This is a genomic window from Mesorhizobium erdmanii (assembly GCF_013170725.1).
Taxonomy (GTDB): Bacteria; Pseudomonadota; Alphaproteobacteria; order Rhizobiales; family Rhizobiaceae; genus Mesorhizobium; species Mesorhizobium erdmanii.
This window is the reverse complement of record NZ_CP033361.1, coordinates 3,792,207-3,814,594: the sequence shown is the minus strand read 5'-3', so window position 1 is coordinate 3,814,594 and position 22,388 is coordinate 3,792,207. Positions and strand designations below refer to the sequence as shown.

Here is a 22,388-nt window from a genome sequence, read left to right as displayed (position 1 = left end):
GGGGCCATGGCCCCGCCCGTCCCTGACTCCGTCAAGCGCTGAACCATCCCCACCGGCGCAGCAAGCCGATGGATGGGTTGGACAAGCCCGCAACGCAAAATCCGATGCCGGCCACGCAAAGACTACGAGTGAACCGGCTGCACCGACCCTCGCCCAAAGGGTGCTGACCGTGAAGACGGCAATCATATTCGACTGCGAATTTCTCTGCCTTGAGGGCTCGCAACGCAGATTCTGGTGCGCGGCCCACGATCCCGACCCGGTCATCGCCCAGATCGGCGCCGTCAGGCTTGGTCTCGAAGACGACTTTCCTCTGCTCGGCAAGCACAAGGCCTATGTCAGGCCGATCGACCGGCTTGGCCAGAGATACGCACTCGACCCGTTCTTCACCAAACTGACCGGCATCACCGAGGACGACATCGACACAATGGGGATCACGCTGGGAGAAGCCCTTGCCGAGGTCGATCGGTTTTCCGGTGGCGCGCGATTCTGGTCCTGGGGCAAGGACGAACTGAACATGATCGCCATCAGCTGCTATGTCGCGGGCATCCAGCCTTCCATCCCGGCCACTCGGTTCGACAATGCCGTCAAGCTGCTGATCGCGGCCGGGATGCCGATCGAGGATTTGGCGAGGACGCCGAGCAACAAGCTCGCGGACTATTATGGCGTCGACCACCCGCCTCTGCAGGGCCACGACGCGCTCGACGATGCTCTGTCCGTCACCTACACCTTGCAGCACCTATTGAAAGGCCGGAAAGCTACGGTCGGATGTTTTCGACCGCCTGTAGCCCGGAAGCGTTGGTGCATCGGGCGCTTCCGCCGCTCAGATCACCGAATCGGTCCAGCGGACGATCTGTCTGGCGGCATCGCCAAACGCGCTGTCTAGGGCGCCGACATAGGCGGCGTTGCCTTTGCCCGAAACGGGTGCGGTCGCGGTAAAGCTCTTGGAAGCCCGCACCTCGCCGTTGCGGTCATTGAGCAATCGGACGAACAGATCGACCTCGGCATGTTCACCGCCAGCGACGCGGACCTCGAACGACCGGATCTCGACGATGACCTGATAATCGATCGCCAGGCCCTCGCCCGGTTTGCCGACGCCGGCAAAGCTGCCCGAGCGCTGGAACGTCTCGCCCAGCCGCGCCTGCACGATCAGCGGCAGCCGGTCGGCCCACTGCGCGCCCTTCAGATACTGGATCGACCGGTCGGAAGGCTTGATGACGATGTTCTGGCTATCCAGCGCCTTGAGCGCCGAGGGTTGCGCGATCAGGATCTGCTTGCGGCTATGGCCATGTGCGTCGACCGAAGGCGCGGACAGCTCAAACGTATCGAGCGGCGCGGGGCCACCGCCGGGCAGCGCCGCACAGCTGGCGAGAGCCAAGGCAAGCAATGCCACGCCCGATCTGGACACAATCGACTTCACGCGCGACCCCTGTAGTCCCCGTTATGTATCGACTTCAAAATTACCTGCATGCGCAGTGCCTGTTTCTGGGGCGCAGAGGCGCCGAAGTCAACGCCGCGCCCTGCCATCGAACTGCCGAACCTCGCCGTCACCACCGGAAAGAATGCGCTGCGGATTGCGGCTGAGATCCGTGACCGCCTCCTCGATGCGGCTGATCGAGCGGCGGCTGTCCTGCACCAGCGCCTCGACATTCGACAGGCCCTGGCCCGAGAAACGCGCCAGATTGTCGGTGATGACGCCAAGCCGCGCATTCAGCGTGTCGGCAACCTGCTTGAATGATTTCAGAGTATCCCTGGCGTCGGCCATCACACCGTCGGCCTGCCCCGAGCCGAGCAAGGTATCGACCCTGGCGAGGATGCCGTCGACGCGCACCGAGGCATCGTTGAGCCGCTGCGCCAGCTGCTTGGCGTCCTTGATCGTCTGGTCGATGTCGTCGGCCCGGCCGGCGATCTTGTCGGTCACTTTGGCAATGTCGGCGGCGGCTTTGTCCGCACTTTCGCTGGCCTTCTGGATGTTGGCGAGCGCCGTTCGCACCTGTGCCGGATCGATGCCGTCAAGCACGCCGTCGACCTTGTTCAGCGTACCCTGCGTCTGTTTGGCGAAATCATTGACCGATCCGACCGCCGTATCGACATTCTTGATCACGCCGTCGAGCTGTTGCGAGGTTTGCTTGAGGTTCGCGGTCACCGTGTCGACATTGGCGACGATGCTCTTGATCTTGTCTCGGTCGACGGCATTGAGCAAGCCTTCCGCCGCCTTCAGCGTGCCATCGAGCTTGCCGGACACGCCCTTCAGTTCGTCGGACAGCGCGCTGACGCTGGACAGGAACTTGTCGATGCCGTCGGCATTCTTCGCCAGCGCATCGGAGAATGTCTGCGCGTTCTGGACCGTCTGCGTCAGCGGCCCGCGAACATCCTTGGTGAAGCCTTCGAGTTCCGAAAGCACCTTGTCGGCACGGGTGAAGATGTTCTGCGCCGTTTGCAGCAGATTGGTCACGGCGGATGGGTTGGCGACGATCTCGGCGACCTTGCCTTCCTTCTCGGCCTGATCGAGGAGTTTCACCTCCTTGGGGTCAGCGCCCTTGAGCTCGATATTCGCCTGACCGGTAAGGTTGGCAAGACCGAGATCGGCCTGCGTCGACTTGGTGATCGGGGTCAGCCGGTCGACTTGAGCGTCGGCGATGGCGACGGTCGGATTGTCGAGGTCGAGATAAACGCGCTTGACCACACCGACCTTGACGCCGTTGAACAGCACCAGACTGCCGGGACCGAGGCCGGAGGCCGAACCCGGAATGCGCACGCGCAGCACCGCGGTCTCGCCCCTGTCACCGATCGCCGCCGTCCAATAGACGAACGCGAAAGCACCCAGGATCGCAACAAGCGTGAAAATGCCGACAATGACGTAGTTGGCTCTGGTTTCCATTGCTTCACTTATGGCTATGCACGTGCGGCAAGATCAAGTTGTCGGGCGCGCTTTCCGCGGAAATAGGATTTTACCCACGGTTCCTCGCTCTTCAGCATGTCGTCTATGGTGCCTTCGACCAGCACTTTCTTGTTGCCGAGCACGGCAACGCGGTCACACGCCGTGAACAGCGTGTCGAGGTCGTGCGTGACCATGTAGACGGTCAGGTCCATCGTATCGCGCAGCTTGACGACCAGTTCGTCGAACTCCGCCGCGCTGATCGGATCGAGGCCCGACGTCGGCTCGTCGAGAAAGACGATGTCCGGATCGAGTGCCAAGGCGCGCGCAAGTGCTACGCGCTTGATCATGCCGCCCGACAGCTCGGAGGGAAATTTCCGCGCCGCATCCGGCGGCAGCCCGACCAGCTCGATCTTCAGCAGAGCCAGCTCGTCCATCAGCTTTTTCGGCAGGTCGAGATATTCGCGCATCGGCACCTGCACGTTCTCCTGCACGGTCAGGGCCGAAAACAGCGCGCCATGCTGGAACAGCACGCCAAGCCGCATGTCGACGCGAAGGCGCTCCATGTCGCTCGCTTTATCGACATCGACGCCGAACAACTTGATCGTTCCGGATTGCTTGCGCAGCAGGCCAAGGATGGTACGCAACAGCACCGATTTGCCAGCACCCGAGGCGCCGACAAAGCCCAGTATCTCGCCGCGCCTGATGTCGAGGGACAGCTTGTCGAGGATGAGCTTGTCGTCAAGGGACACCGTGATGTCGTGCGCGGAAAGCACGATATCGCCCTCGTCCGCGTTGCCGACCGCTGTGCTCGCCAGCTTCCTGTCTCGCAGCTTCATCTCAGAACTCGATCGCTGCGTAGAAGATGGCGAAAAGCCCATCCAGGATGATGACGATAAAGATCGACTTCACCACCGAGGCTGTCACGTGCTGGCCGAGCGATTCGGCGCTGCCGCCGACCTTCATACCCTCGACCGAGGCGATCGTGCCAATGATCATGGCCATGAAGGGCGCCTTGATCAGGCCGGCAAAGATGGTGCTGAGGTCGATGGCGACGCGCAGCCGGTCGATAAACGCCGCCGGTGTGATGCCGGAATAAAGCCAGGCGGCGGCCATACCGCCGCCAAGGGCGGCGAAATTGGCGATGATGGTCAGGCAAGGCAAGGCGATGACAAGCGCGACCAGCCGCGGAAACACCAGAACGCCGATCGGATTGAGGCCGATGACCTTCAGCGCGTCGACCTCCTCGCGCATCTTCATCGAGCCTATCTCGGCGGTGATCGCGCTGCCGGACCGGCCGGCGATCATGATGGCGGTCATCAGCACGCCGAGCTCGCGCAGGATCAGCACGCCGACCAGGTCGACGACCAGCAGGTCGGCGCCGAAATAGCTGAGCTGGTAGGCGCCTTGTTGGGCGACGATGGCTCCAACGATCGCCGACATCAGCACAACCACCGGAATGGCGCCGACCCCCATGCGATCGATCTGGTTGAAGATCGCCGCCGGGTTGACGCCGTGGCCGCGGCCGAGCTTCATCTGCGCGCCGCGAATGGTGGCACCCAGAATATTCATCGAAGCGAGGAAATCGTCACGCATCTCGTAGACGCGTCGGCCGATCAGCTCCAGTGCCCGAATGACGATGTTGGGCGGTCGCTCCGGCCCGGATTCGGGCTCGCGCCGGACAGCTTCGGCGACCGCGTCGAGCAGGATGGAAGCGATCTCGCTTTGGCCCTGCATCCGGACCTCGACGTTCTTCTTCTCGAAGGCGCTGACCAGCCGGTCGATCAACCAAGCACCAGCGGTATCGATCTTCTCGATATGAGAAAGATCCAGCGCCAAGGTCTTGAAGCCGCTTCGTTTCTCGATGCTGCGCATGTCGGCGTCGATCAGCGCCACGGTCCGTGTTGTCCAGATTCCGGAAAACGCGCAGCCGAGAACGCCGCCCTCTTCGCCAACAGCCACACGCGGTTGGTGGTCAGCCTCCGAGGCGGCGGTACCGCTTGCGTCGCGCTTGCCGATGGTCAACATGGCGTCCTGTTTAGCCTGATGGGTCCGACCTTGTCGATTTGCCGACAACCCTATCTCGCACAGCCGGAGCAGAAAAATATGGCGCGTGTCATTTCGGTTGAGGCGGAACGTTTTCCCATAGCCGGCGCCTTTACCATTTCGCGCGGCTCCAAGACGGAGGCCGAGGTCATCACCTGCACGATCAGCCAGGATGGTCATAGCGGTCGCGGCGAATGCGTTCCCTACAAGCGCTACGGCGAGACCATGGACGGCGTGCACGCCGCGATAGAGGCCATGCGCGAGCCGGTCGCCGGCGGCATCGGCCGCACCGCCCTGCTCGGCGCCATGCCGGCGGGAGCCGCCCGCAACGCCGTCGACTGCGCCCTTTGGGACCTCGAAGCCAAGATCAGCGGCATGCCGGTGGCGAACACGGTCTGGCCGGCTTCGCCACGTCCGCTCGAAACCGCCTACACGCTGTCGCTGGGCGAACCCGAGGCGATGGCGGCACAGGCCCGTGCCAACGCTGGCCGACCGCTGCTGAAGGTCAAGATCGGCGGTGACAACGACATCGCCCGTATTCGGGCGGTGAGGCAGGCCGCGCCTCGAAGCCGAATCATCCTCGATGCCAACGAGGGCTGGACCGACGACAACATCGTCGCAAACCTCGCCTTTGCCGCGGAGCAAGGCATTGCACTCGTCGAGCAGCCCCTGCCCGCCGGCCAGGACGAGATCCTGCGCCACATCGCGCATCCGCTGCCGATCTGCGCCGATGAAAGCGTGCATGAGGCGAAGAACCTTGAAACACTGGTCGGCCTTTACGATGCCGTCAACATCAAGCTCGACAAGTCCGGCGGACTGACGGCGGCGCTGGTGCTGCGTGACCGCGCCCGCGAACTGGGGTTTGGCATCATGGTCGGCTGCATGGTCGGCACATCGCTGGCGATGGCGCCGGCGGTGCTGCTCGCCCAGGACGCCGATTTCGTCGACCTCGACGGTCCCCTGCTACTTGCCCGCGACCGTGTGCCGGGTCTCGTCTACCAGGGGTCGCTCGTTTCCCCCCCGGAACGGGAGCTTTGGGGCTGAGCGCGCCGCAAGTCCGATCAGCGCCAGGCCGACGATCGCGATCGGGATCATCGCCCAGAAACCATCGACGCCGAGACGGTCGTAGAGCGGGCCGGACGCAAGCGTAACGGCTGCCATGAAGAAGCCGTTGAAGAAATAGGCGATGCCTTGCGCGGCACCTGTACGCTCCTCGGATACGGTCTCGGCGATCATTTTCTGCAGGCCGATCAGCACCATCGCGACAGACACCGAATGCAGCGACTGGACGGCGAAGAAGCCGGCTATGCCCAGGCCGAGCGGCCATACCAATGGAAAGACTATCCAGCGCACGATCGAGCCGATGCCGGCGATCGCCATCACCTTGACGACGGATACGGAGGCGAAAATACGATTAAAAAACAAAACATGCAGACTTCGGACACGACCCCCCAGGCCCACAGGAGGCCGACCACGGAATCGCTGATGCCGATCGACTTCCAGTAGATGGAAACGAAGCCGTAGAGGAAGGCGTGGCTGGCGGTGATGATGCCGACGCCAAAGGTGAAGTAGAGGAAATAGGCGTTGAACAGGCTCGGCGCCGCGTGCTGGATTTCCGCCGCCGACAACGGCGAGGCCTTGCGCGGCCGCCCCATTCGCGGCGCGAACAGGGCAGCGGCAAGCGCAGCGCCAAGCGCCAGGACTATGATCACCGGCACGGCTTTGGCTCCAGCCGCCGCCAGGATGAAGCCGCCCACGACATTGGCGCAGAGATAGGAGATCGAACCCCATTTGCGCATGGCAGTGTAGTTCGAGCCGAAGCGGCGCACCCCGGACAACGCCAGCGAATCGGCCATTGGCGAATGTGGCGTCCAGACGATCGTCAAAAGCAGCGATACGGCCAGCACGATCGCATAGGTCGCCGGCAGGAAATAGCCGGTCGATATGATCATCGTTGCCGCGACCAGCGCGATATAGACGTTGGCGCGGTCCTTCGCCCGGTCGGCAAGCGCCGTCAACATCGGCGTCGTCACGACGCGCAGGAACATCGGCGCCGCAAGGATCACGGCGATCTGTTCGGCGCCGAAACCTTTCGCCTGCAGCCACAGCGGAAAATAGGGCAGATGCGTACCTTGCGAAACGAACAACGTCGCGAAGATCAGACTCATGCGCAGTTCGAAATGGCGCGGCTTGACGAGCTGTTCTGGCGAAAGCGGCGGCAGGGACATGAATCGATCCAATTACGCCGCGTACGATGGGCCGGCGACGTGGATCGAACCCTTAACATGGCGGAAAACCAGACGAAACCGGCTGGACCAATCGATCAACGTTAAAAACGTCGCGCCTTCCCCTCAGGCTGCCTGCCCAACCCGATCTTCGATGAGCATCGGGATGAAGGGTTCGTCCAGCGACTCCGGCAGCACCTGCGCCCAGGTCAGGATTTCCATCCGGCCATCGAAGTGCTCGACCACGGCCGTGCAGCTTTCCACCCAGTCGCCGGTGTTGATGTAGCGCACGTCATCGAAATTCTCGATCGCGGCATGGTGGATATGGCCGCAGATGACGCCATCGACATGCGATCGGCGGGCCTCTTCGGTCAGCACGGTCTGGAACGAGCCGATGAAATTGACGGCCTTCTTGACCTTGACCTTGGCCCAGGACGAGAACGACCAGTAAGGCAGGCCGAGCAATTGGCGCAACCGCGTCACCACGCGGTTGACGATCATCGCCGTGTCATAGGCATGATCGCCGAGATAGGCGAGCCAGCGTTGATTGTGGACGACGGTGTCGAACTGGTCGCCATGGATGACGAGCATGCGCTTGCCGTCGGCTGTTTCATGGATGGCGCGGTCGGCGACGACGATGCCGCCGAAATGCACGCCCTGGAACTGGCGCGCGAATTCGTCGTGGTTGCCGGCAATATAGGTGATGTTGGCGCCCTTGCGGGCCTTGCGCAGCAATTTCTGCACGACGTCATTGTGGCTTTGCGGCCAGTGCCAGCTCCGCCGCAACCGCCAGCCGTCGACGATGTCACCGACCAGATAGATGATGTCCGCATCGTGGTAGCGCAGGAAATCGATTAGGAATTCGGCCTTCGCCGCCTTCGAGCCGAGATGGACATCGGAAATGAACATGCTGCGGAAAGTGCGGGGCTCTTGGCCTGACATCGCGATTTCACCTTGCTTTCGCGCAGCCTATGCCCCGATTCATGCAACAACCGTATGACGGTTGCGATTGGTCCAGCCTAGGGACTAGCTTGCCGGGCAAATCACAGGAGAAATCGTCATGGATCTCGGTATCCGCGGGAAGAAGGCCATCGTCTGCGCTTCGAGCAAGGGGCTTGGAAAAGGCTGCGCCATGGCGCTGGCCGAGGCCGGTTGCGATATCGTCGTCAACGGCCGCAGCGCCGAGCTGGTGGCGAAAACCGCCGCCGAGCTGCGCCAGCGCTATGGCGTGACGGTGACGGAAGTCGTCGGCGACGTTTCGAAGCCGGAGGTGCAGAAGGCGCTGCTAGCCGCTTGTCCCGAACCCGACATCCTGGTCAACAACAATGGCGGCCCGCCGCTCCGCGATTTCCGCGAGCTCGATCGCGCGAAGATCCTCGAAGGCGTCACCCAGAACATGGTGACGCCGATCGAACTGGTGCAGGCCGTTGTCGACGGCATGGCAAAGCGCGGCTTCGGCCGCATCGTCAACATCACCTCGTTGTCGGTCTACGTCCCTATCCCTGGCCTCGACCTGTCGTCGGGCGCGCGCGCCGGCCTGACCTCGTTTCTTGCCGGTGTGGCGAGAACGGTGATCGACCGCAACGTCACCATCAACAGCCTTCTGCCGGGCAAGCTCGACACCGACCGGCTGCGCGGTCCGCATGAGGCCGGCACCGTGGAAGATCCAGCCGCGGCGGCCGCCCGCAAGACCCGCATCAGCGCCGACGTGCCGGCCAAGCGGCTCGGCACGCCGGAAGAGTTCGGCCAGATCTGCGCCTTCCTGTGTTCGGTTCATGCCGGCTATCTGACGGGCCAGAACATACCGGTCGATGGCGGTCTCTACGTCAGCGCCTTCTGACCATCGCCAGTGGAGACACCGAAGGAACTTCTGCCAAGTAACTGAAATAGATCGGATATTCCTGTCTCGCCAATGTGAAGCGCGGTTGCGTCATTTGGCGTCTCGAAAAACCGCGACCGCATGCTAAGAAGGGTTTTAGACAGAGCGCAGGGAGGGCCGGAATGAGCGGCGAGAACAAGAACACGGCACGTTCGGACCTCGACGAAGCCGCCCTCTACTTCCACAAGCACCCGACACCGGGAAAACTCGAAATCCAGGCAACCAAGCCGCTCGGCAACCAGCGCGACCTGGCGCTGGCCTATTCGCCGGGCGTGGCGGCTCCTTGCCTGGAGATTCGCGACAATCCGGCGACCGCCGCCGACTATACGGCACGCGCCAACCTGGTCGGCGTTGTCTCTAATGGCTCGGCCGTGCTCGGCCTCGGCAATATCGGCCCGCTGGCCTCCAAGCCGGTCATGGAAGGCAAGGCGGTCCTGTTCAAAAAATTCGCCGGCATCGATGTCTTCGACATCGAGATCGACGCTCCTGAGATCGAGCGCATGGTGGAGACCGTCGCCGCTCTCGAACCCACTTTCGGCGGCATTAACCTCGAGGACATCAAGGCGCCCGAGTGCTTCGAGGTCGAGGAAAGGCTGAAAGCCCGTATGAGCATACCGGTGTTCCACGACGACCAGCATGGCACCGCCATCATCGTCGCCGCCGCCGTGCTCAATGGGCTGGAGTTCGCCGGCAAGACCATATCGGACATCAAGGTCGTCACCTCCGGGGCGGGCGCGGCCGCCCTCGCCTGCCTGAACCTGCTGGTTTCGCTCGGCGTGCGGGTCGAGAATATCTGGGTCACCGACCGTTTCGGCGTCGCCTACAAGGGCCGCGTCGAGGAAATGGATCGCTGGAAAGACCCCTATGTGAAGGATACCGAGGCGCGCACGCTGGCCGATGTCATTCCCGGCGCCGACGTCTTCCTCGGCCTCTCGGCGGCCGGCGTCCTGAAGCCGGAACTGCTGCAGCACATGGCGCCAAAACCATTGATCCTGGCGCTGGCCAACCCCAATCCCGAGATCATGCCAGAAGAGGCGCGCGCGGCGCGTCCCGATGCGATGATCTGCACCGGCCGCTCCGATTTTCCCAATCAGGTCAACAATGTCCTGTGCTTTCCCTACATCTTCCGGGGCGCTCTCGATTGCGGTGCCAGCGCCATCAACGAAGAAATGAAGATGGCTGCCGTGCGGGCCATCGCCGCCCTTGCCCGTGAAGAGCCTTCGGACGTCGCCGCGCGCGCCTATTCGGGCGAGACGCCGATCTTCGGGCCCGAATTCCTCATCCCCTCGCCCTTCGATCCCAGGCTCATCCTGCGCATCGCGCCGGCCGTTGCCAAGGCGGCCTGCGACACCGGCGTGGCGACACGGCCGATCACCGATTTCGCCGCCTATATCGACAAGCTCAACCGTTTCGTCTTCCGCTCCGGCCTGGTGATGAAGCCGGTGTTCTCATCCGCCAAGGCATCGAACGCCAAGCGCGTCATCTATGCCGACGGCGAGGACGAGCGCGTCCTGCGCGCCGCCCAGGTGGTGCTTGAGGAAGGCATCGCCGAGCCGATCCTGATCGGCCGTCCGCATGTCATCGAGGTCAGGCTGAAGCGCTACGGGCTGCGCATCAGGCCCGGCGTCGATTTCGGCCTGATAAACCCGGAAGACGATCCGCGCTACCGCCACTACGTCGATCTCCTGATTGAACTCGCCGGCCGCCGCGGTGTCACCACGGAGGCAGCGCGCACCATGGTGCGCACCGACAACACGGTGATCGCCGCCCTGGCGCTGAAGCGCGGTGATGCCGACGCCATGGTCTGCGGGCTTGAAGGGCGCTTCGAGCGGCACCTGCGCAACGTGACGCTGATCATCGGGCCACGTGCCGGCATCAAGGACCATGACCTGTCGACGCTGTCGATGCTGATCTCGCAGCGCGGCATCATCTTCCTCACCGACACCCATGTCTCCGTCGACCCGACGGCCGAGGAGATCGCCGAGATGACCGTGCTGGCGGCCGAGGAAATCCAGCGCTTTGGCATCGAACCGAAGGCGGCCCTTCTGTCACATTCGGATTTCGGCTCGCGCGATTCGCCAAGCGCGCTCAAGATGCGGCATGCAGCGGCTATCCTGGCGCGCATTGCGCCGGAACTGCAGTGCGACGGCGAAATGCATGCTGATTCCGCTTTGTCGGAGCCTCTGCGCCAGCGCGTCTATCCGCATTCGCGGCTGAAGGGCGAAGCCAATCTGCTGGTGTTCCCGAACCTCGATTCGGCCAACATCACGCTGACGGCGCTGCGCGCCATGATGGATGCGCTGCATGTCGGGCCGATCCTGCTCGGCACCGACAAGCCGGCGCACATACTGACGCCGTCGGTCACGTCGCGCGGTGTCGTCAACATGACGGCGCTGGCCGTGGTCGAGGCCGCACACAAGGCGCAAGCGATCGCCAATCTGGACTAAGCCGATCCCTACGTTTCGGCTTGGCCAACAGGGCAGCTTGCCGTCTTGTGCCGGCCCGTTGCAAAGCCGGGGTGTTGCGAACCGGCAACTTGCGATTGCGGAAATTCGGCAGCGGCCGGAAGCGGATTTCGCACGGAAAACCAACCTGATATGGTTGCGCATCTGATCTGACGGCGAGGACGTCGTGAAGGGCCTGTTGCTCGCATCCTCATTGTTGTCGCTGATCGGCGGGCAAGCTCTCGCCGCCGACGCTGTCAGTGTCGAGCCCGCAACCGTACACGACTGGTCGGGCGTCTATATCGGTGGGCAGGTTGGCTACGGTTTCGGCAAGACCGACGCGACTTATAATTTGCCGAACACCCCAACAATTCGGGGTTCACAGGATTACGACACCGGTGGTTTCCTGGGCGGCGTCCAGCTCGGCTACAACTATCAGATGAACTCGGTTGTTCTTGGCGTAGAGGCCGATTTTTCCGGAGCCAACATCAAGGGACACTCCGACGAAATCGATGTTGGCCAAGGTGATACTTACGACACCAAGATTGACTGGTTTGGAACGCTTCGCGCCAGGGCTGGATATGCGTTCGACAATACCCTGATCTATGGAACCGGTGGCCTGGCCTACGGGAGTGTCGAAAACCGGTATCTCGACGGTCCCCTCAATAGCATTTCCGAGAAGAATACCAAGGTCGGCTGGACGATCGGCGCCGGACTGGAGCAAGCGGTCACGGACCATTGGTCAGCAAAGTTCGAATATCAATATGTCGACCTCCGAGACCAGACCATCGACTATGGAGTGAACTCCAACACCACATTCGACAACACGTTCAATGCGGTCAAGATCGGCATGAACTACAAGTTCTGACAACCATCCGAAATAGACGATTAACCGCGAACAGGGTAGCTTGTCGACTACGGGCAAGCGGGATTTCAGGCGGATGACAAGCGCAGGGTTGAAGCGGGCGCATGCTGCGATGCTGCTTGGCCTGCTGCTGTCCGGCGCCACCATCACCGAGCCACAGGCCGCTTCGCGGGTCTGCCGTCAGCTGGAGGCCGATCTTGCCGCGGCTTCTCGTGGCGGTGGCGGTGGCCCAGCCATGATCCGGAAATACGATGCCGCGATCGACCGGCAGCGCGAACAGATCTCTAAGGCCCGCGACCAGGCAAGCAACGCCGGTTGCGGGTTTTCGTTGTTTTCCCGCAACGTCAACCGATGCGCCGGGCTCAACGCCACCATCGATCGCATGAATGCCAATCTCGACGGTCTGCAGGCCAAGCGTGCCCAACTCGCCGGTGGCGGCGGATCGCGCCGCGACCGTGGCCGTATCTTGGCCGCGCTCGATGCCAATGGCTGCCGTGACGACACGGTTGCGCCACGCCGCGAGCCGCTGCAGGAAGCGGATCGCCGAGAAGAAGACGGCACTGCGAACCTGTTCAACCAGCTTTTCGGCAACGACAACCAGCAGAGTGATCCGCTCGACCAGTCAGAGGATTCCGGCGAGGGACGCAATGTCCGTCGCGTGCTGAACCAACCCGGCATTCCGGACTTCCCGAGCAGCGGCGGTGAGTTCCACACCACTTGCGTGCGCACCTGCGACGGCTATTTCTTCCCGATGTCGAACGCCGCCTCGGTCGGCGACTTCGAGCGTGACCAGAAGAATTGCGAATCGAGCTGTCCCGGCACCGAGATGCAGGTCTTCTATTCACGCGGCATGGACGACGATTCGGCCTCGATGGCGTCGTCCACTACTGGCAGGCCTTACGCCGAATTGCCGACCGCCTATCTCTACAAACAGACCAACGTGTCGCGGCCGCCGGCCTGCGGCTGCAATGCCGCGCAGAATTTTCAGATCATTGGCGGCAACCCGCCGCCCCTACAACAGTCACAGCCCGAACCGGACGCGGCGCCATTCGTTCCCGTGCCGGCATCCAAGCCCGATCCGGGTGCCGACCCGGAGACGTTGGCCAACATGGAAGGCGGGCTCGACCGGGAGGCCATCAAGCGGCTCTCCGCCAAGCCGGTGACGCCGCCCGTGTCGGCTGTACCGCCCGAGCAGCGCAAGGTCAGGGTCGTCGGGCCAACGTTCCTTCCCGACCCATCAGCGGCAATAAATCTGCAAGCTCCGGCCCCGAAGGCAGTCCAGTAAGGGCAAGCCTCAGCGGCATGAACAGCCCCTTGCCCTTGCGCCCGGTCGCTTCCCTGATTTTGCCGGTCCAGTCCTTCCAGACCGTGCCGTTCCAGGGCTCCTCCGGCAGCAGATCGAATGCCTGTCCGAGAAACTCACGATCATCATCGGAGAATTCCGGTCTGTCGCGTGCCCCCTCGCGCAGGATGCGCCACCAGCTTGCCGCGTCAGCCAGCCGGTCGAGATTGCCGCGCACCGCCAGCCAGAACGGCTCGGCCTGTTCGCCGGAGATGCCCAACACCATCAGCCTGTCGCGCGCTTCGTCGAACGGCATATGGTGCAACAGCACGCGGTTGAGCACGAACAGTTCGTCGGGATCGAACTTCGCCGATGATTTCGAGGTCGCGGCGGGGTCGAAATGGCCTGCGAGTTCGGTCAGGTCGTGCGCGGCCGCGACATTTTCCGAAGTGCCGACCAGGACGGCCAGCGAAGCAACGGCCATCGGCTCGATGCCGTCCTCACGCAGGCTCTCGATGGAGAGCGCCCCGGTGCGCTTCGACAGCCCCTCGCCCGACACGGTGGTCAAGAGATTGTGGTGGCCGAAGACAGGCGGCTCGGCGCGCAACGCCTTGAACAGCGCGATCTGCACACCCGTGTTGGTGACGTGGTCGTCACCGCGGATGACATGGCTGACGCCCATCTCGATGTCGTCGACGACGGAGGGCAGCGTGTAGAGATAAGTGCCGTCCTCGCGCACCAGCACCGGATCCGAGAGCGAAGCGAGATCGACCGTTTCCTCGCCACGCACCAGATCGTTCCAATGGACCTCGGTGCGTTCGGGCTGCAGCGCATCCCCGGTGAAGTTGGGAAGCAGAAGGCGCCAGTGCGGCCGGCGTCCGTCGGCGTGGTATTCGGCCACCTGCTCATGTGTCAGCGCCAGGGCTTCGCGACCATAGACCGGCGGCAGGCCGCGCGTGCGGCGCACCTTGCGCCGGAGATCGAGTTCTTCCGGCGTTTCGTAACAGGCATAGAGAACGCCCGCCGCCTTCAGCCGTTCGACCGCCGCGTCATAAATCTCGAAGCGCCGCGACTGATATTCGGTGGCGTCCGGAAAAATGCCCAGCCAATGCAGGTCGTAGAGGATGGCATCGGCGAATTCCTGCTTCGAGCGGGCGATGTCGGTGTCGTCGAAGCGCTGGATGAAGCGGCCCTTGTTGTTGAGGGCAAACAGCCAGTTGAACAGAGCGGTGCGCGCATTGCCTATATGGATGCGGCCGGTCGGTGATGGGGCGAAACGAACGGTAACTGTCATGAGCGGGGCGTACCGGATGCCTTTGTGATTGACAAGATGCGCCCCCGCACCGTGCCGCAGACATAGAACATGGCGCGCGCAATGAAAAGACCGGGGGAAATGCGAGACTCCTGTCCGACCGACAAGATCAGATCATTGGAAGCAATCAGCGGCCGAAGTCGTCGGAGCTGAGGCGGGTCCAGCGGTCGCCCATCAATCCGCCGATGAAGATATCGCCGGAGCGAACCGCTTGCGTGACCTCGTGGATGCGCGAGCGCACCATCGTCCCCCCGGCATAGCGGAAGAAAACATTCTTGTAGCTGAAGAGCTGCGGCATGAATCTGCTCTGCGTCTGCCCGATGATGCCGGCGCAACCCATGGTCCACGCGTCCGCGATCAGGCCATCCAGCGTTGCACCCCAGTGAGATCCAGTGGCCTGGATCTGCAAAAGGTTCGCCATGCCGCCAGCCTGTCCGTAGAAAGCGTAGCAACCGAGCATTTTACCGGCTTCGTCGTAGGTCCCGCCGAAGTGAAGCGGGCCATCGGCCCGCTTCTCGGACGCCAGCGCGAGCAGCCGTGGGAGCTCGCCGTCCTGCCAACGCGGTCGGAGCGAGTAGTCGGACACCAGGGTCGGCAACCGCTCCGCAAACTGCGCGGCATCCATAGACTCGCGATGGACCCGGTGTGACGAGGAATGCTGGACGGATGGCTCGAACCTTTTTTTCGTGAAGGCGTCGAATGCCTTGGCGCAAGGATCGAGCGCGAAGCGAGACAGGCTCGGCCATTTGCCGCGCACCACGGCGGAGGCCACCGCGGCCGGCCGGAAAATGCGGGTCCACCCCAGACAATGTGCCGGCAGGAGCTGGTATTTCATCGGACGGGCGAAAGCCAGGGATACCCGGTTGGCTGAATCGGTCAGATACAGATCGAATTCGCCTTGATGCAGGGCACGCAGCAATTGCGGTCCAGCCGAGCCGTGATCGGTGCCGGGATCGGCCATCAGCGGTCCGATGATCGCAGCATCCAACACCGCTCCGTTGAGCTCGTAGCGGGCTTTAAGGACACCGAGGAAGCCACCCAGATCGCCCTGCGGGTTGATCTGGACAAGAGCATTGTTCGCGCCGGACGGGCCGGCAGGGTCGAGATAGATCTTTCGCATATACTCGGCCGTCTCCGCGATCGCGCGATCGAGGAGACGGCGCCGGCGCCGAAACTTCGTCAGGAAGAGCGCGGCGACGCGCTCGAGATCTTCTGCTGCAAGCGGCCGAACCGAGCCGTGCTGAGTTGCCAGCACGGTCGGCGCAGCCACCGGTTCGGCATTTGTGGAAACAAGAGGCATCGTGAAGCCGAAATCCTGCGCTGGTCAAATCTGATCCCAGGATAGGCACGTACCATCTCTGGATTGCTTTTGAGTAAATGCAGCACAACCCATGGTAGAGGCAACGTGTCACGGCCAACGTCAAACAAGACGTCTCAAAGCTAGGGATGCCGCATGCGCATAGGTCACTCTAGCGGATAGCGCCTGATGGAAATGGCCTCCGGCCGAAACCGGAGGCCGCCCAATTCAGATGACCAGTCCCTTGGTCAGCTCGAGCGCCTGGCGCTCGAACAGGCGACGATAGATGCCGCCCTTCAGCCGGATCAGCTCGTCATGCGAGCCTTCCTCGACGATGTTGCCGCGGTCGAAGACCAGCAGCCTGTCGAGCGCCCGCACCGTCGATAACCGGTGCGCGATGACCAGAGTCGTGCGGCCGACCATCAGGCGTTCCATCGCCTGCTGGATCAGCACCTCCGATTCCGAATCGAGGCTTGAGGTCGCCTCGTCCAGGATCAGGATGCGCGCATCGGCCAGGAAAGCGCGCGCGATTGCCACACGCTGCCGCTCGCCGCCCGACAGTTTGACGCCGCGCTCCCCGACCAGCGTGCCGTAGCCCTTCGGCAGGCTGGTGATGAAGTCATGCGCGCTTGCCAGGCGTGCGGCATGCTCGATCTCCTCCTGCGTCGCGCTGGGCCTGGCATAGGCGATGTTCTCGGCCAGGGACCGGTGGAACAGGATCGGCTCCTGCTGGACGATGGCGATCTGCCCGCGCAGCGACGCCTGCGCCACCTCGGAGATGTCCTGGCCGTCGATCAGGATCTTGCCGGCATTCACGTCATAGAGCCGCTGGATGAGCTTGACGAAGGTCGTCTTGCCTGAACCCGAGTGACCGACGAGCCCGACACGTTCACCCGGCGCGATATCGACCGAAAAGTCGCGGTAGAGCGGCGACCGGTGACTGCCGTAATGAAAGGTGACATTGTCGAAGTGGATGGCCCCTCGTGTGATCCGGATCGGCTGGGCGCCGGGGAGGTCTTCGATGCCAAGCGGTTCGGACTGGAAATCGACCAGTTCCTCCATGTCGTTGATCGAGCGTTGCAAATTGCGGATATGCGTGCCGATATCGCGCAAATAGCCCTGCAGCACGAAGAACGAGGTCAGCACGAAAGCGACGTCGCCGGCGCTCGCCTGCCCCCACGACCAAAGCAGCAGCGCCAGACCGATAACGGCGGCGCGCATGACCAGCAGCAGCACCCCTTGCGTCGTGCCGTTGATGGTGCCGCGCACCCAGGTTCGCCGCGTGCGCGTACGCCATTTGGCGACAACCTTGGCGAGGCGGCGCTCCTCGCGCTCCTCGGCGCCAAAGCCCTTGACCACGGCGTTGCAGCTCACCGCGTCGGCCAGCGAGCCGCCGAGGCGCGTGTCCCAGGTGTTGGCGAGCCGTGCCGCCGGCGCGACATAGCCGAGCGACAGCATCGCCGTCACCATGATGAACAGCACCGAGCCGGCGGCGACGACCACGCCCATCAGCGGCCAGAACCAGCCAAGCAACAGGGTCGAGCCGACGAGCATGACCACCGACGGCAGCAGCGCGATCAGGATGGTGTCGTTGAGCAGATCTAGCGCCCACATGCCGCGCGTCACCTTGCGCACGGTCGAGCCGGCAAACGAGTTGGCGTGCCAATCGGTGGAAAAGCGCTGGACACGATGGAAGGCATCGGCGGCGATGTCGGCCATCATCTTCAGCGTCAGTTCGACGATGCCCATGAAAGCAAGGTTGCGCAGCACCACGCCGGTCAATGCCAAAGCCATCAGGATGAAGAACGCCGTCATCGCGGCATTCCAGGCAATGGCGTCCGCGCCGGCGCTGCTGGCGACGGCATCGACCAGCCGGCCGGAATAGAGCGGCGTCAGGACGTCTGCCAACGTCGACAGCAGGAAACCACCCATGATCAGCGAAAGCCGCCAGGGCTGGCGCCGCCAATGGATGAACGTGAAACCCAGAACGCTGCGAAAGGCGCTCGCGCGCAAATCGATCTTGAAACGAGCCATGATGTCATTCGGGCGCAAACGAGCCCGATCCCAGTAAGGACGAAAATTGAAGAAGCCGCGCAAAGGCTAGCGATTGCCCAGAAGCGGAATGGCATAGTTTGGCGTCACGCCCGTAATCGGGCGGTGATCGGCATCGGCATAGGCCTGTGCTCAATCCGGCGCCGAGACGAAGGATGAACCTTCGCGGAGCGCCTGAGGAGACCTAGGCTTCGCGGCCTCGCATTACCATGTGAAATACTGCCATTCGGACCTCCCGCAAATGAATCGCGGAACGGCCCTTATAAACGCGCCCTGATGCATCGCCAAGATCGAGGCCCGCCCAAAAGCCTATCTGGTCCAAGCACTGATGTTATTTTGCAACAAGGGCGACCTGCGCTTTACCCGCGGTCCCTAAAACGGTTGGTGATGGGATAGCGGCGGTCGCGGCCGAAATTCTTCCGGGTGATCTTTACACCCGGCGCCGCCTGCCGGCGCTTGTACTCGGCGATGTAGAGCAGGTGCTCGATGCGCGTCACCGTTGCCCGGTCATGGCCGCGCGCGACGATGTCGTCGACGCCCATCTCGTTCTCGACCAGGCATTCGAGGATATCATCCAGCACCGGATAGGGCGGCAGCGAATCCTGGTCGGTCTGGTTTTCGCGCAATTCCGCCGACGGCGCCTTGTCGATGATGTTCTTCGGGATGACCTCGCCCGAGGGCCCGAGAGCGCCCGGCGGCACATGGCTGTTGCGCCAGCGCGACAGCGCGTAGACCTGCATCTTGTAGAGATCCTTTATCGGATTGAAGCCGCCATTCATGTCGCCATAGAGCGTGGCGTAGCCGACCGACATCTCGCTCTTGTTGCCCGTGGTGACCACCATCGAGCCGAACTTGTTGGAGATCGCCATCAGGATTGTGCCGCGCGCGCGGCTCTGCAGATTTTCCTCGGTGATGCCTTCCTTGGTGCCTTCGAAAAGCTGCGTCAGCGTATGCAGAAAACCTTCGACCGGCTCGAAGATCGGCACGATGTCGTAGCGGCAGCCGAGCGCGCGGGCGCAGTCCTCGGCGTCCTTCAGCGAATCTTTCGACGTATAGCGGTAGGGCATCATCACCGCGCGCAGTCGCTCCTCGCCGAGCGCATCGACGGCAAGGGCAGCACAAATCGCCGAATCGATGCCGCCCGACAGGCCGAGCACCACATTCTTGAAGCCGTTCTTGTTGACGTAGTCGCGCAGGCCCAGCATGCAGGCGCGATAGTCGGCCTCCTCCCGCTCGGGGATCTTCGACATCGGCCCTTCCGAACAGACCCAATGATCGCCTTGGCGCTTCCAGATGGTGACGTCGACCGCGTCCTCGAACTGGCTCATCTGGAAGGCGAGCGTCCTGTCGGCGCCGATGGCGAAGGAGGCACCGTCGAAGATCAGCTCGTCCTGGCCGCCGAGCTGGTTGGCGTAGATCATCGGCAAGCCGCATTCGATGACTTGCTTGATGACGACCTGATGGCGCACGTCGATCTTGGCGCGATAATAGGGCGAGCCGTTCGGCACCAGCAGCATTTCGGCGCCGCTTTCGGCCAGCGTCTCGCAGACCGCGACGTCACCCCAGATGTCCTCGCAGATCGGAATGCCCAGCCGCACGCCCCGGAAGTTGACCGGCCCCTGCAGTTCCGGCCCGGCCTGGAAGACACGTTTTTCGTCGAACTCACCATAGTTCGGCAGGTCGAGCTTGTAGCGTTCGGCGATGATCTTGCCGCCATCGGCGACGATGATCGAATTGTGCGTGCCGCTCTTGCGCTTCAGGGGCGTGCCGATGATGACGCCAGGGCCGCCATCGGCAGTGTCGGCGGCAAACTCCTGCGCCGCCCGCTCGCATGTCTTCAGGAAGGCCGGCTTCAGCACCAGATCCTCCGGCGGATACCCGGCAAGGAAAAGCTCGGTATAGAGCACGAGATCGGCGCCCTGGCGCGCGGCGTCCGCCCTCGCCTCTCGCGCCTTGGCTAGGTTGCCGGCGACATCGCCGACGGTCGGGTTGAGCTGGGCGATGGCGATGCGCAGGATGTCGGGCTTCTTGGTCATGCCTGCTGACTTAGCGCGGCGGAATTGCCCCCGCAATGGCGTTCGTTTGGACCAATCCAACGTGGTCGATTGAGGTCAATCCCGTCTCGGCCGACAGGCGATCGACGATCAATCCTCGCCCATATACTCGCGCAACGACTGCGGCGAATGGTTCTCGCCGATCGACATCGCCAGGATGCGCGAAATGTGCCGGCGCGGCAGCCTCGTGTCCGCCACCCACTGATTGATCTGGGCCTGGATCTTGTCGAGATCCCTCTTCGAGGTCGGGCTTTCGGCGATGTCGAGGCCCGCGTCACGAAGCGCTGCCGCCATGTCGCTCGAAATGACAAAGGCATCCCAACCCAGCCAGCGCAGGAAATACTGTCCGGTATTGCCACCCAGCCGGCTGCCATGCTTGCCGAGGTAGGCCATCAGCCCGACCTGGTCGTCGGCAGGCCAGTTGGCCAGGAATTCGCCGAAGCCGCCATGTTCCTTGGAGACGCGTTCGACGAAGGCCGCGTTGTCGCGGACGGACTTGATCTTCTCCGGGTTGCGCACGATGCGCTGGTCGGAAGCCAGATCGTGCCAGAAATCGTCAGGCTGGAACAACAGCCGCTTCGGCTCGAAGCGCAGGAACGCCTCCTCGAATCCCGGCCACTTCTGTTCGATGACGCGCCAGACAAAGCCGGCGGCGAATATGCGCTCGGCCATGGTCGAAAGAATGCGGTCGTCCGCGATATCGGCGACGGCGGCATTGTCGGGCACGGGTCCCAGCAGCGACGAAAGCTGCGCCTCGCCGCCCTTGCGTTTTGCCGCGCGCTGGCGAATTTTCTGGAAATCGGTCATGGGTTCCTCACCTTAGCCCCAGATGTAACACTTCCCGTGAGGGCCTGCAGCCTCTACGTCTTATGGCAGGCAAGCCTTGGAGACGGCCATGTACAAGACAATCGACGATCTGGCGAACCGCTGGCTCAAGCGACGGCCGGACGGCCTCAGCCAGTTGGAAAGCCGGGTGCTGCAATCGACACTCGAACGCACCACCATATCGCGGGACACCAACAAGGCGGTCGCTTCCCACCAGACCTTCGGTGACCGCCTCGCCGATACGATCGCTCGCATCGGCGGCTCCTGGTCCTTCATCCTGGGTTTTTTGGCCTTCCTGATCGTCTGGACCGTTGGCAATGTCTGGCTTTTGACGCGCGACGCATTCGACCCCTACCCGTTCATCTTCCTCAACCTGGTGCTGTCGATGGTCGCCGCCCTGCAGGCGCCGGTGATCATGATGGCGCAGAACCGCCAGACCGAGCGCGACCGCATCGACGCCGCCCACGATTACGAGGTCAATCTGAAGGCCGAGATCGAGATCATGGCGCTCCATGAAAAGCTCGACGAACTGCGCCACAGCCAGATCATCGGCATGCGCGACGAGATCGTGCGGCTGGCCGAGACGGTCAAGCGCATCGACGAAAGGCTGACGCGGCAGCAGTCGGCTTCATGACTGACGCGATCCATCATTTCATCGAGCAATATGGGCTCATTGCGGTCTTTCTCGGCTGCGTCGCCGAAGGCGAGAGCGCCGCGATCCTTGGTGGCTTCTTCGCCCACCAGCATGTCTTCGTCCTGTGGCATGCCATGGTCGCCGCGGCCCTCGGCGCCTTCACCGGCGACACCTGCTTCTTCATCCTTGGGCGCAGTTTCGCCGATCATCGCTATGTCAAAAGGCTGCGCCGGCGCCCCGGTTTCAGTCGGGCCTATCGCCTGCTCAACACCCACCCCAACATCTTCGTGCTGTCGAACCGCTATATCTACGGCATGCGGCTGGTCGGCGGCATCGCGGCTGGCCTTTCGACCATACCGATGCCGCGCTTTGTCATCCTCAACGCCATCTCATCGGCAATCTGGGCGGCGCTGTTCATCACCATCGGCTATGTCTTTGGACTTGGCGCCGAACACTTCATCGGTCAGGCGCTATTGCGGCACGAGCGGTTGTTCATCGGGCTAGGCATCGGCTTGACGGTAGCGATCCTTGCCTGGTTCATCGCCGGCCACATCGCCAAGCGGGAACGTCGCCGGGAGCAGTGACGCCGCCGGCCGCC

Annotated in this window: 17 protein-coding genes and 2 pseudogenes; 8 read left to right on the top strand and 11 right to left on the bottom strand. The window is 62.8% G+C overall.

The window, feature by feature from the left end; translation table 11 throughout:
• Positions 1 to 169 precede the first annotated feature (169 nt).
• Positions 170 to 785 (top strand): annotated as a pseudogene (locus EB233_RS18435) (3'-5' exonuclease).
• Between the two features lie 35 nt (positions 786 to 820).
• Here the strand turns inward: EB233_RS18435 and EB233_RS18430 are convergent.
• The 4 genes from EB233_RS18430 to EB233_RS18415 all read right to left on the bottom strand — a co-directional run bounded on the left by EB233_RS18430 (position 821) and on the right by EB233_RS18415 (position 4,903).
• Positions 821 to 1,417: an ABC-type transport auxiliary lipoprotein family protein gene (locus EB233_RS18430; protein ID WP_027051998.1), complete on the bottom strand. Its 597-nt coding sequence runs from the start codon at positions 1,415 to 1,417 to the stop codon at positions 821 to 823.
• Between the two features lie 87 nt (positions 1,418 to 1,504).
• Positions 1,505 to 2,878 (bottom strand): MlaD family protein, encoded by a 1,374-nt coding sequence (locus EB233_RS18425; protein ID WP_064988542.1) that lies wholly within the window; start codon positions 2,876 to 2,878, stop codon positions 1,505 to 1,507.
• Positions 2,879 to 2,892: 14 nt separating this feature from the next.
• Positions 2,893 to 3,714: an ABC transporter ATP-binding protein gene (locus EB233_RS18420; RefSeq protein WP_051355287.1), complete on the bottom strand. Its 822-nt coding sequence runs from the start codon at positions 3,712 to 3,714 to the stop codon at positions 2,893 to 2,895.
• A 1-nt stretch (position 3,715) separates the two neighbouring features.
• Positions 3,716 to 4,903, bottom strand: a complete 1,188-nt coding sequence (locus tag EB233_RS18415) for an MlaE family ABC transporter permease (RefSeq protein WP_027052001.1) — start codon at positions 4,901 to 4,903, stop codon at positions 3,716 to 3,718.
• A 78-nt stretch (positions 4,904 to 4,981) separates the two neighbouring features.
• Between EB233_RS18415 and dgcA the strand changes: the two genes are divergently transcribed.
• Complete coding sequence (gene dgcA / locus EB233_RS18410) at positions 4,982 to 5,965, top strand: N-acetyl-D-Glu racemase DgcA (RefSeq protein WP_064988541.1); 984 nt, start codon at positions 4,982 to 4,984, stop codon at positions 5,963 to 5,965.
• On the opposite strand, the pseudogene EB233_RS18405 reads toward dgcA, so the two are convergent.
• Positions 5,885 to 7,149, bottom strand: a pseudogene (locus EB233_RS18405) (MFS transporter). The gene dgcA and the pseudogene EB233_RS18405 sit on opposite strands and share 81 nt — an antisense overlap.
• A gap of 123 nt (positions 7,150 to 7,272) precedes the next feature.
• Positions 7,273 to 8,088 carry a UDP-2,3-diacylglucosamine diphosphatase gene (locus tag EB233_RS18400; RefSeq protein ID WP_081293952.1) on the bottom strand — a complete coding sequence of 272 codons (816 nt, stop codon included), beginning with the start codon at positions 8,086 to 8,088 and terminating at the stop codon, positions 7,273 to 7,275.
• Positions 8,089 to 8,206: 118 nt separating this feature from the next.
• Here EB233_RS18400 and EB233_RS18395 point away from each other — a divergent pair, with 118 nt between their 5' ends.
• The 4 genes from EB233_RS18395 (at position 8,207) to EB233_RS18380 (ending at position 13,619) form a co-directional block, all read left to right on the top strand.
• A complete protein-coding gene (locus tag EB233_RS18395) occupies positions 8,207 to 8,986 on the top strand; it encodes an SDR family oxidoreductase (protein ID WP_064988540.1) in 780 nt (259 codons plus the stop codon).
• 161 nt (positions 8,987 to 9,147) lie between these two features.
• On the top strand, positions 9,148 to 11,472 hold the full coding sequence (locus EB233_RS18390) for an NADP-dependent malic enzyme (RefSeq protein ID WP_064988539.1): 2,325 nt from the start codon (positions 9,148 to 9,150) through the stop codon (positions 11,470 to 11,472).
• Between the two features lie 184 nt (positions 11,473 to 11,656).
• The gene (locus tag EB233_RS18385; protein WP_064988538.1) at positions 11,657 to 12,337 is read left to right on the top strand and encodes an outer membrane protein; all 681 of its coding nucleotides are present in this window, start codon (positions 11,657 to 11,659) and stop codon (positions 12,335 to 12,337) included.
• A 73-nt stretch (positions 12,338 to 12,410) separates the two neighbouring features.
• Positions 12,411 to 13,619, top strand: coding sequence for a DUF2865 domain-containing protein (locus tag EB233_RS18380; protein WP_064988537.1), 1,209 nt, complete (start codon positions 12,411 to 12,413; stop codon positions 13,617 to 13,619).
• Here EB233_RS18380 and EB233_RS18375 read toward each other — a convergent pair.
• The 5 genes from EB233_RS18375 to EB233_RS18355 form a co-directional block, all read right to left on the bottom strand.
• The gene (locus tag EB233_RS18375; RefSeq protein ID WP_064988536.1) at positions 13,537 to 14,910 is read right to left on the bottom strand and encodes a glutamate--tRNA ligase; all 1,374 of its coding nucleotides are present in this window, start codon (positions 14,908 to 14,910) and stop codon (positions 13,537 to 13,539) included. The two genes, EB233_RS18380 and EB233_RS18375, sit on opposite strands and share 83 nt — an antisense overlap.
• Before the next feature lie 145 nt (positions 14,911 to 15,055).
• The gene (locus tag EB233_RS18370; protein WP_064988535.1) at positions 15,056 to 16,228 is read right to left on the bottom strand and encodes a hypothetical protein; all 1,173 of its coding nucleotides are present in this window, start codon (positions 16,226 to 16,228) and stop codon (positions 15,056 to 15,058) included.
• 225 nt (positions 16,229 to 16,453) lie between these two features.
• Positions 16,454 to 18,259, bottom strand: coding sequence for an ABC transporter ATP-binding protein (locus EB233_RS18365; protein ID WP_081293990.1), 1,806 nt, complete (start codon positions 18,257 to 18,259; stop codon positions 16,454 to 16,456).
• A 377-nt stretch (positions 18,260 to 18,636) separates the two neighbouring features.
• On the bottom strand, positions 18,637 to 20,313 hold the full coding sequence (locus EB233_RS18360) for an NAD+ synthase (protein WP_064988533.1): 1,677 nt from the start codon (positions 20,311 to 20,313) through the stop codon (positions 18,637 to 18,639).
• A 108-nt stretch (positions 20,314 to 20,421) separates the two neighbouring features.
• Positions 20,422 to 21,138, bottom strand: coding sequence for a DNA-3-methyladenine glycosylase I (locus tag EB233_RS18355; protein WP_064988532.1), 717 nt, complete (start codon positions 21,136 to 21,138; stop codon positions 20,422 to 20,424).
• 88 nt (positions 21,139 to 21,226) lie between these two features.
• Here EB233_RS18355 and EB233_RS18350 point away from each other — a divergent pair, with 88 nt between their 5' ends.
• Positions 21,227 to 21,790 carry a DUF1003 domain-containing protein gene (locus EB233_RS18350; RefSeq protein WP_064988531.1) on the top strand — a complete coding sequence of 188 codons (564 nt, stop codon included), beginning with the start codon at positions 21,227 to 21,229 and terminating at the stop codon, positions 21,788 to 21,790.
• Positions 21,787 to 22,374, top strand: coding sequence for a DedA family protein (locus EB233_RS18345; RefSeq protein WP_027052019.1), 588 nt, complete (start codon positions 21,787 to 21,789; stop codon positions 22,372 to 22,374). The genes EB233_RS18350 and EB233_RS18345 overlap by 4 nt, the downstream gene beginning before the upstream one ends.
• Positions 22,375 to 22,388 lie beyond the last annotated feature (14 nt).

Excerpts from the sequence above, each read along its gene's own strand:
- EB233_RS18425 (WP_064988542.1), bottom strand. The coding sequence starts at position 2,878 with ATGGAAACCAGAGCCAACTACGTCATTGTCGGCATTTTCACGCTTGTT.
- EB233_RS18420 (WP_051355287.1), bottom strand. The coding sequence starts at position 3,714 with ATGAAGCTGCGAGACAGGAAGCTGGCGAGCACAGCGGTCGGCAACGCG.
- EB233_RS18415 (WP_027052001.1), bottom strand. The coding sequence starts at position 4,903 with ATGTTGACCATCGGCAAGCGCGACGCAAGCGGTACCGCCGCCTCGGAG.
- dgcA (WP_064988541.1), top strand. The coding sequence starts at position 4,982 with ATGGCGCGTGTCATTTCGGTTGAGGCGGAACGTTTTCCCATAGCCGGC.
- EB233_RS18400 (WP_081293952.1), bottom strand. The coding sequence starts at position 8,088 with ATGTCAGGCCAAGAGCCCCGCACTTTCCGCAGCATGTTCATTTCCGAT.
- EB233_RS18395 (WP_064988540.1), top strand. The coding sequence starts at position 8,207 with ATGGATCTCGGTATCCGCGGGAAGAAGGCCATCGTCTGCGCTTCGAGC.
- EB233_RS18390 (WP_064988539.1), top strand. The coding sequence starts at position 9,148 with ATGAGCGGCGAGAACAAGAACACGGCACGTTCGGACCTCGACGAAGCC.
- EB233_RS18380 (WP_064988537.1), top strand. The coding sequence starts at position 12,411 with ATGACAAGCGCAGGGTTGAAGCGGGCGCATGCTGCGATGCTGCTTGGC.
- EB233_RS18375 (WP_064988536.1), bottom strand. The coding sequence starts at position 14,910 with ATGACAGTTACCGTTCGTTTCGCCCCATCACCGACCGGCCGCATCCAT.
- EB233_RS18370 (WP_064988535.1), bottom strand. The coding sequence starts at position 16,228 with ATGCCTCTTGTTTCCACAAATGCCGAACCGGTGGCTGCGCCGACCGTG.
- EB233_RS18365 (WP_081293990.1), bottom strand. The coding sequence starts at position 18,259 with ATGGCTCGTTTCAAGATCGATTTGCGCGCGAGCGCCTTTCGCAGCGTT.
- EB233_RS18360 (WP_064988533.1), bottom strand. The coding sequence starts at position 20,313 with ATGACCAAGAAGCCCGACATCCTGCGCATCGCCATCGCCCAGCTCAAC.
- EB233_RS18355 (WP_064988532.1), bottom strand. The coding sequence starts at position 21,138 with ATGACCGATTTCCAGAAAATTCGCCAGCGCGCGGCAAAACGCAAGGGC.
- EB233_RS18350 (WP_064988531.1), top strand. The coding sequence starts at position 21,227 with ATGTACAAGACAATCGACGATCTGGCGAACCGCTGGCTCAAGCGACGG.
- EB233_RS18345 (WP_027052019.1), top strand. The coding sequence starts at position 21,787 with ATGACTGACGCGATCCATCATTTCATCGAGCAATATGGGCTCATTGCG.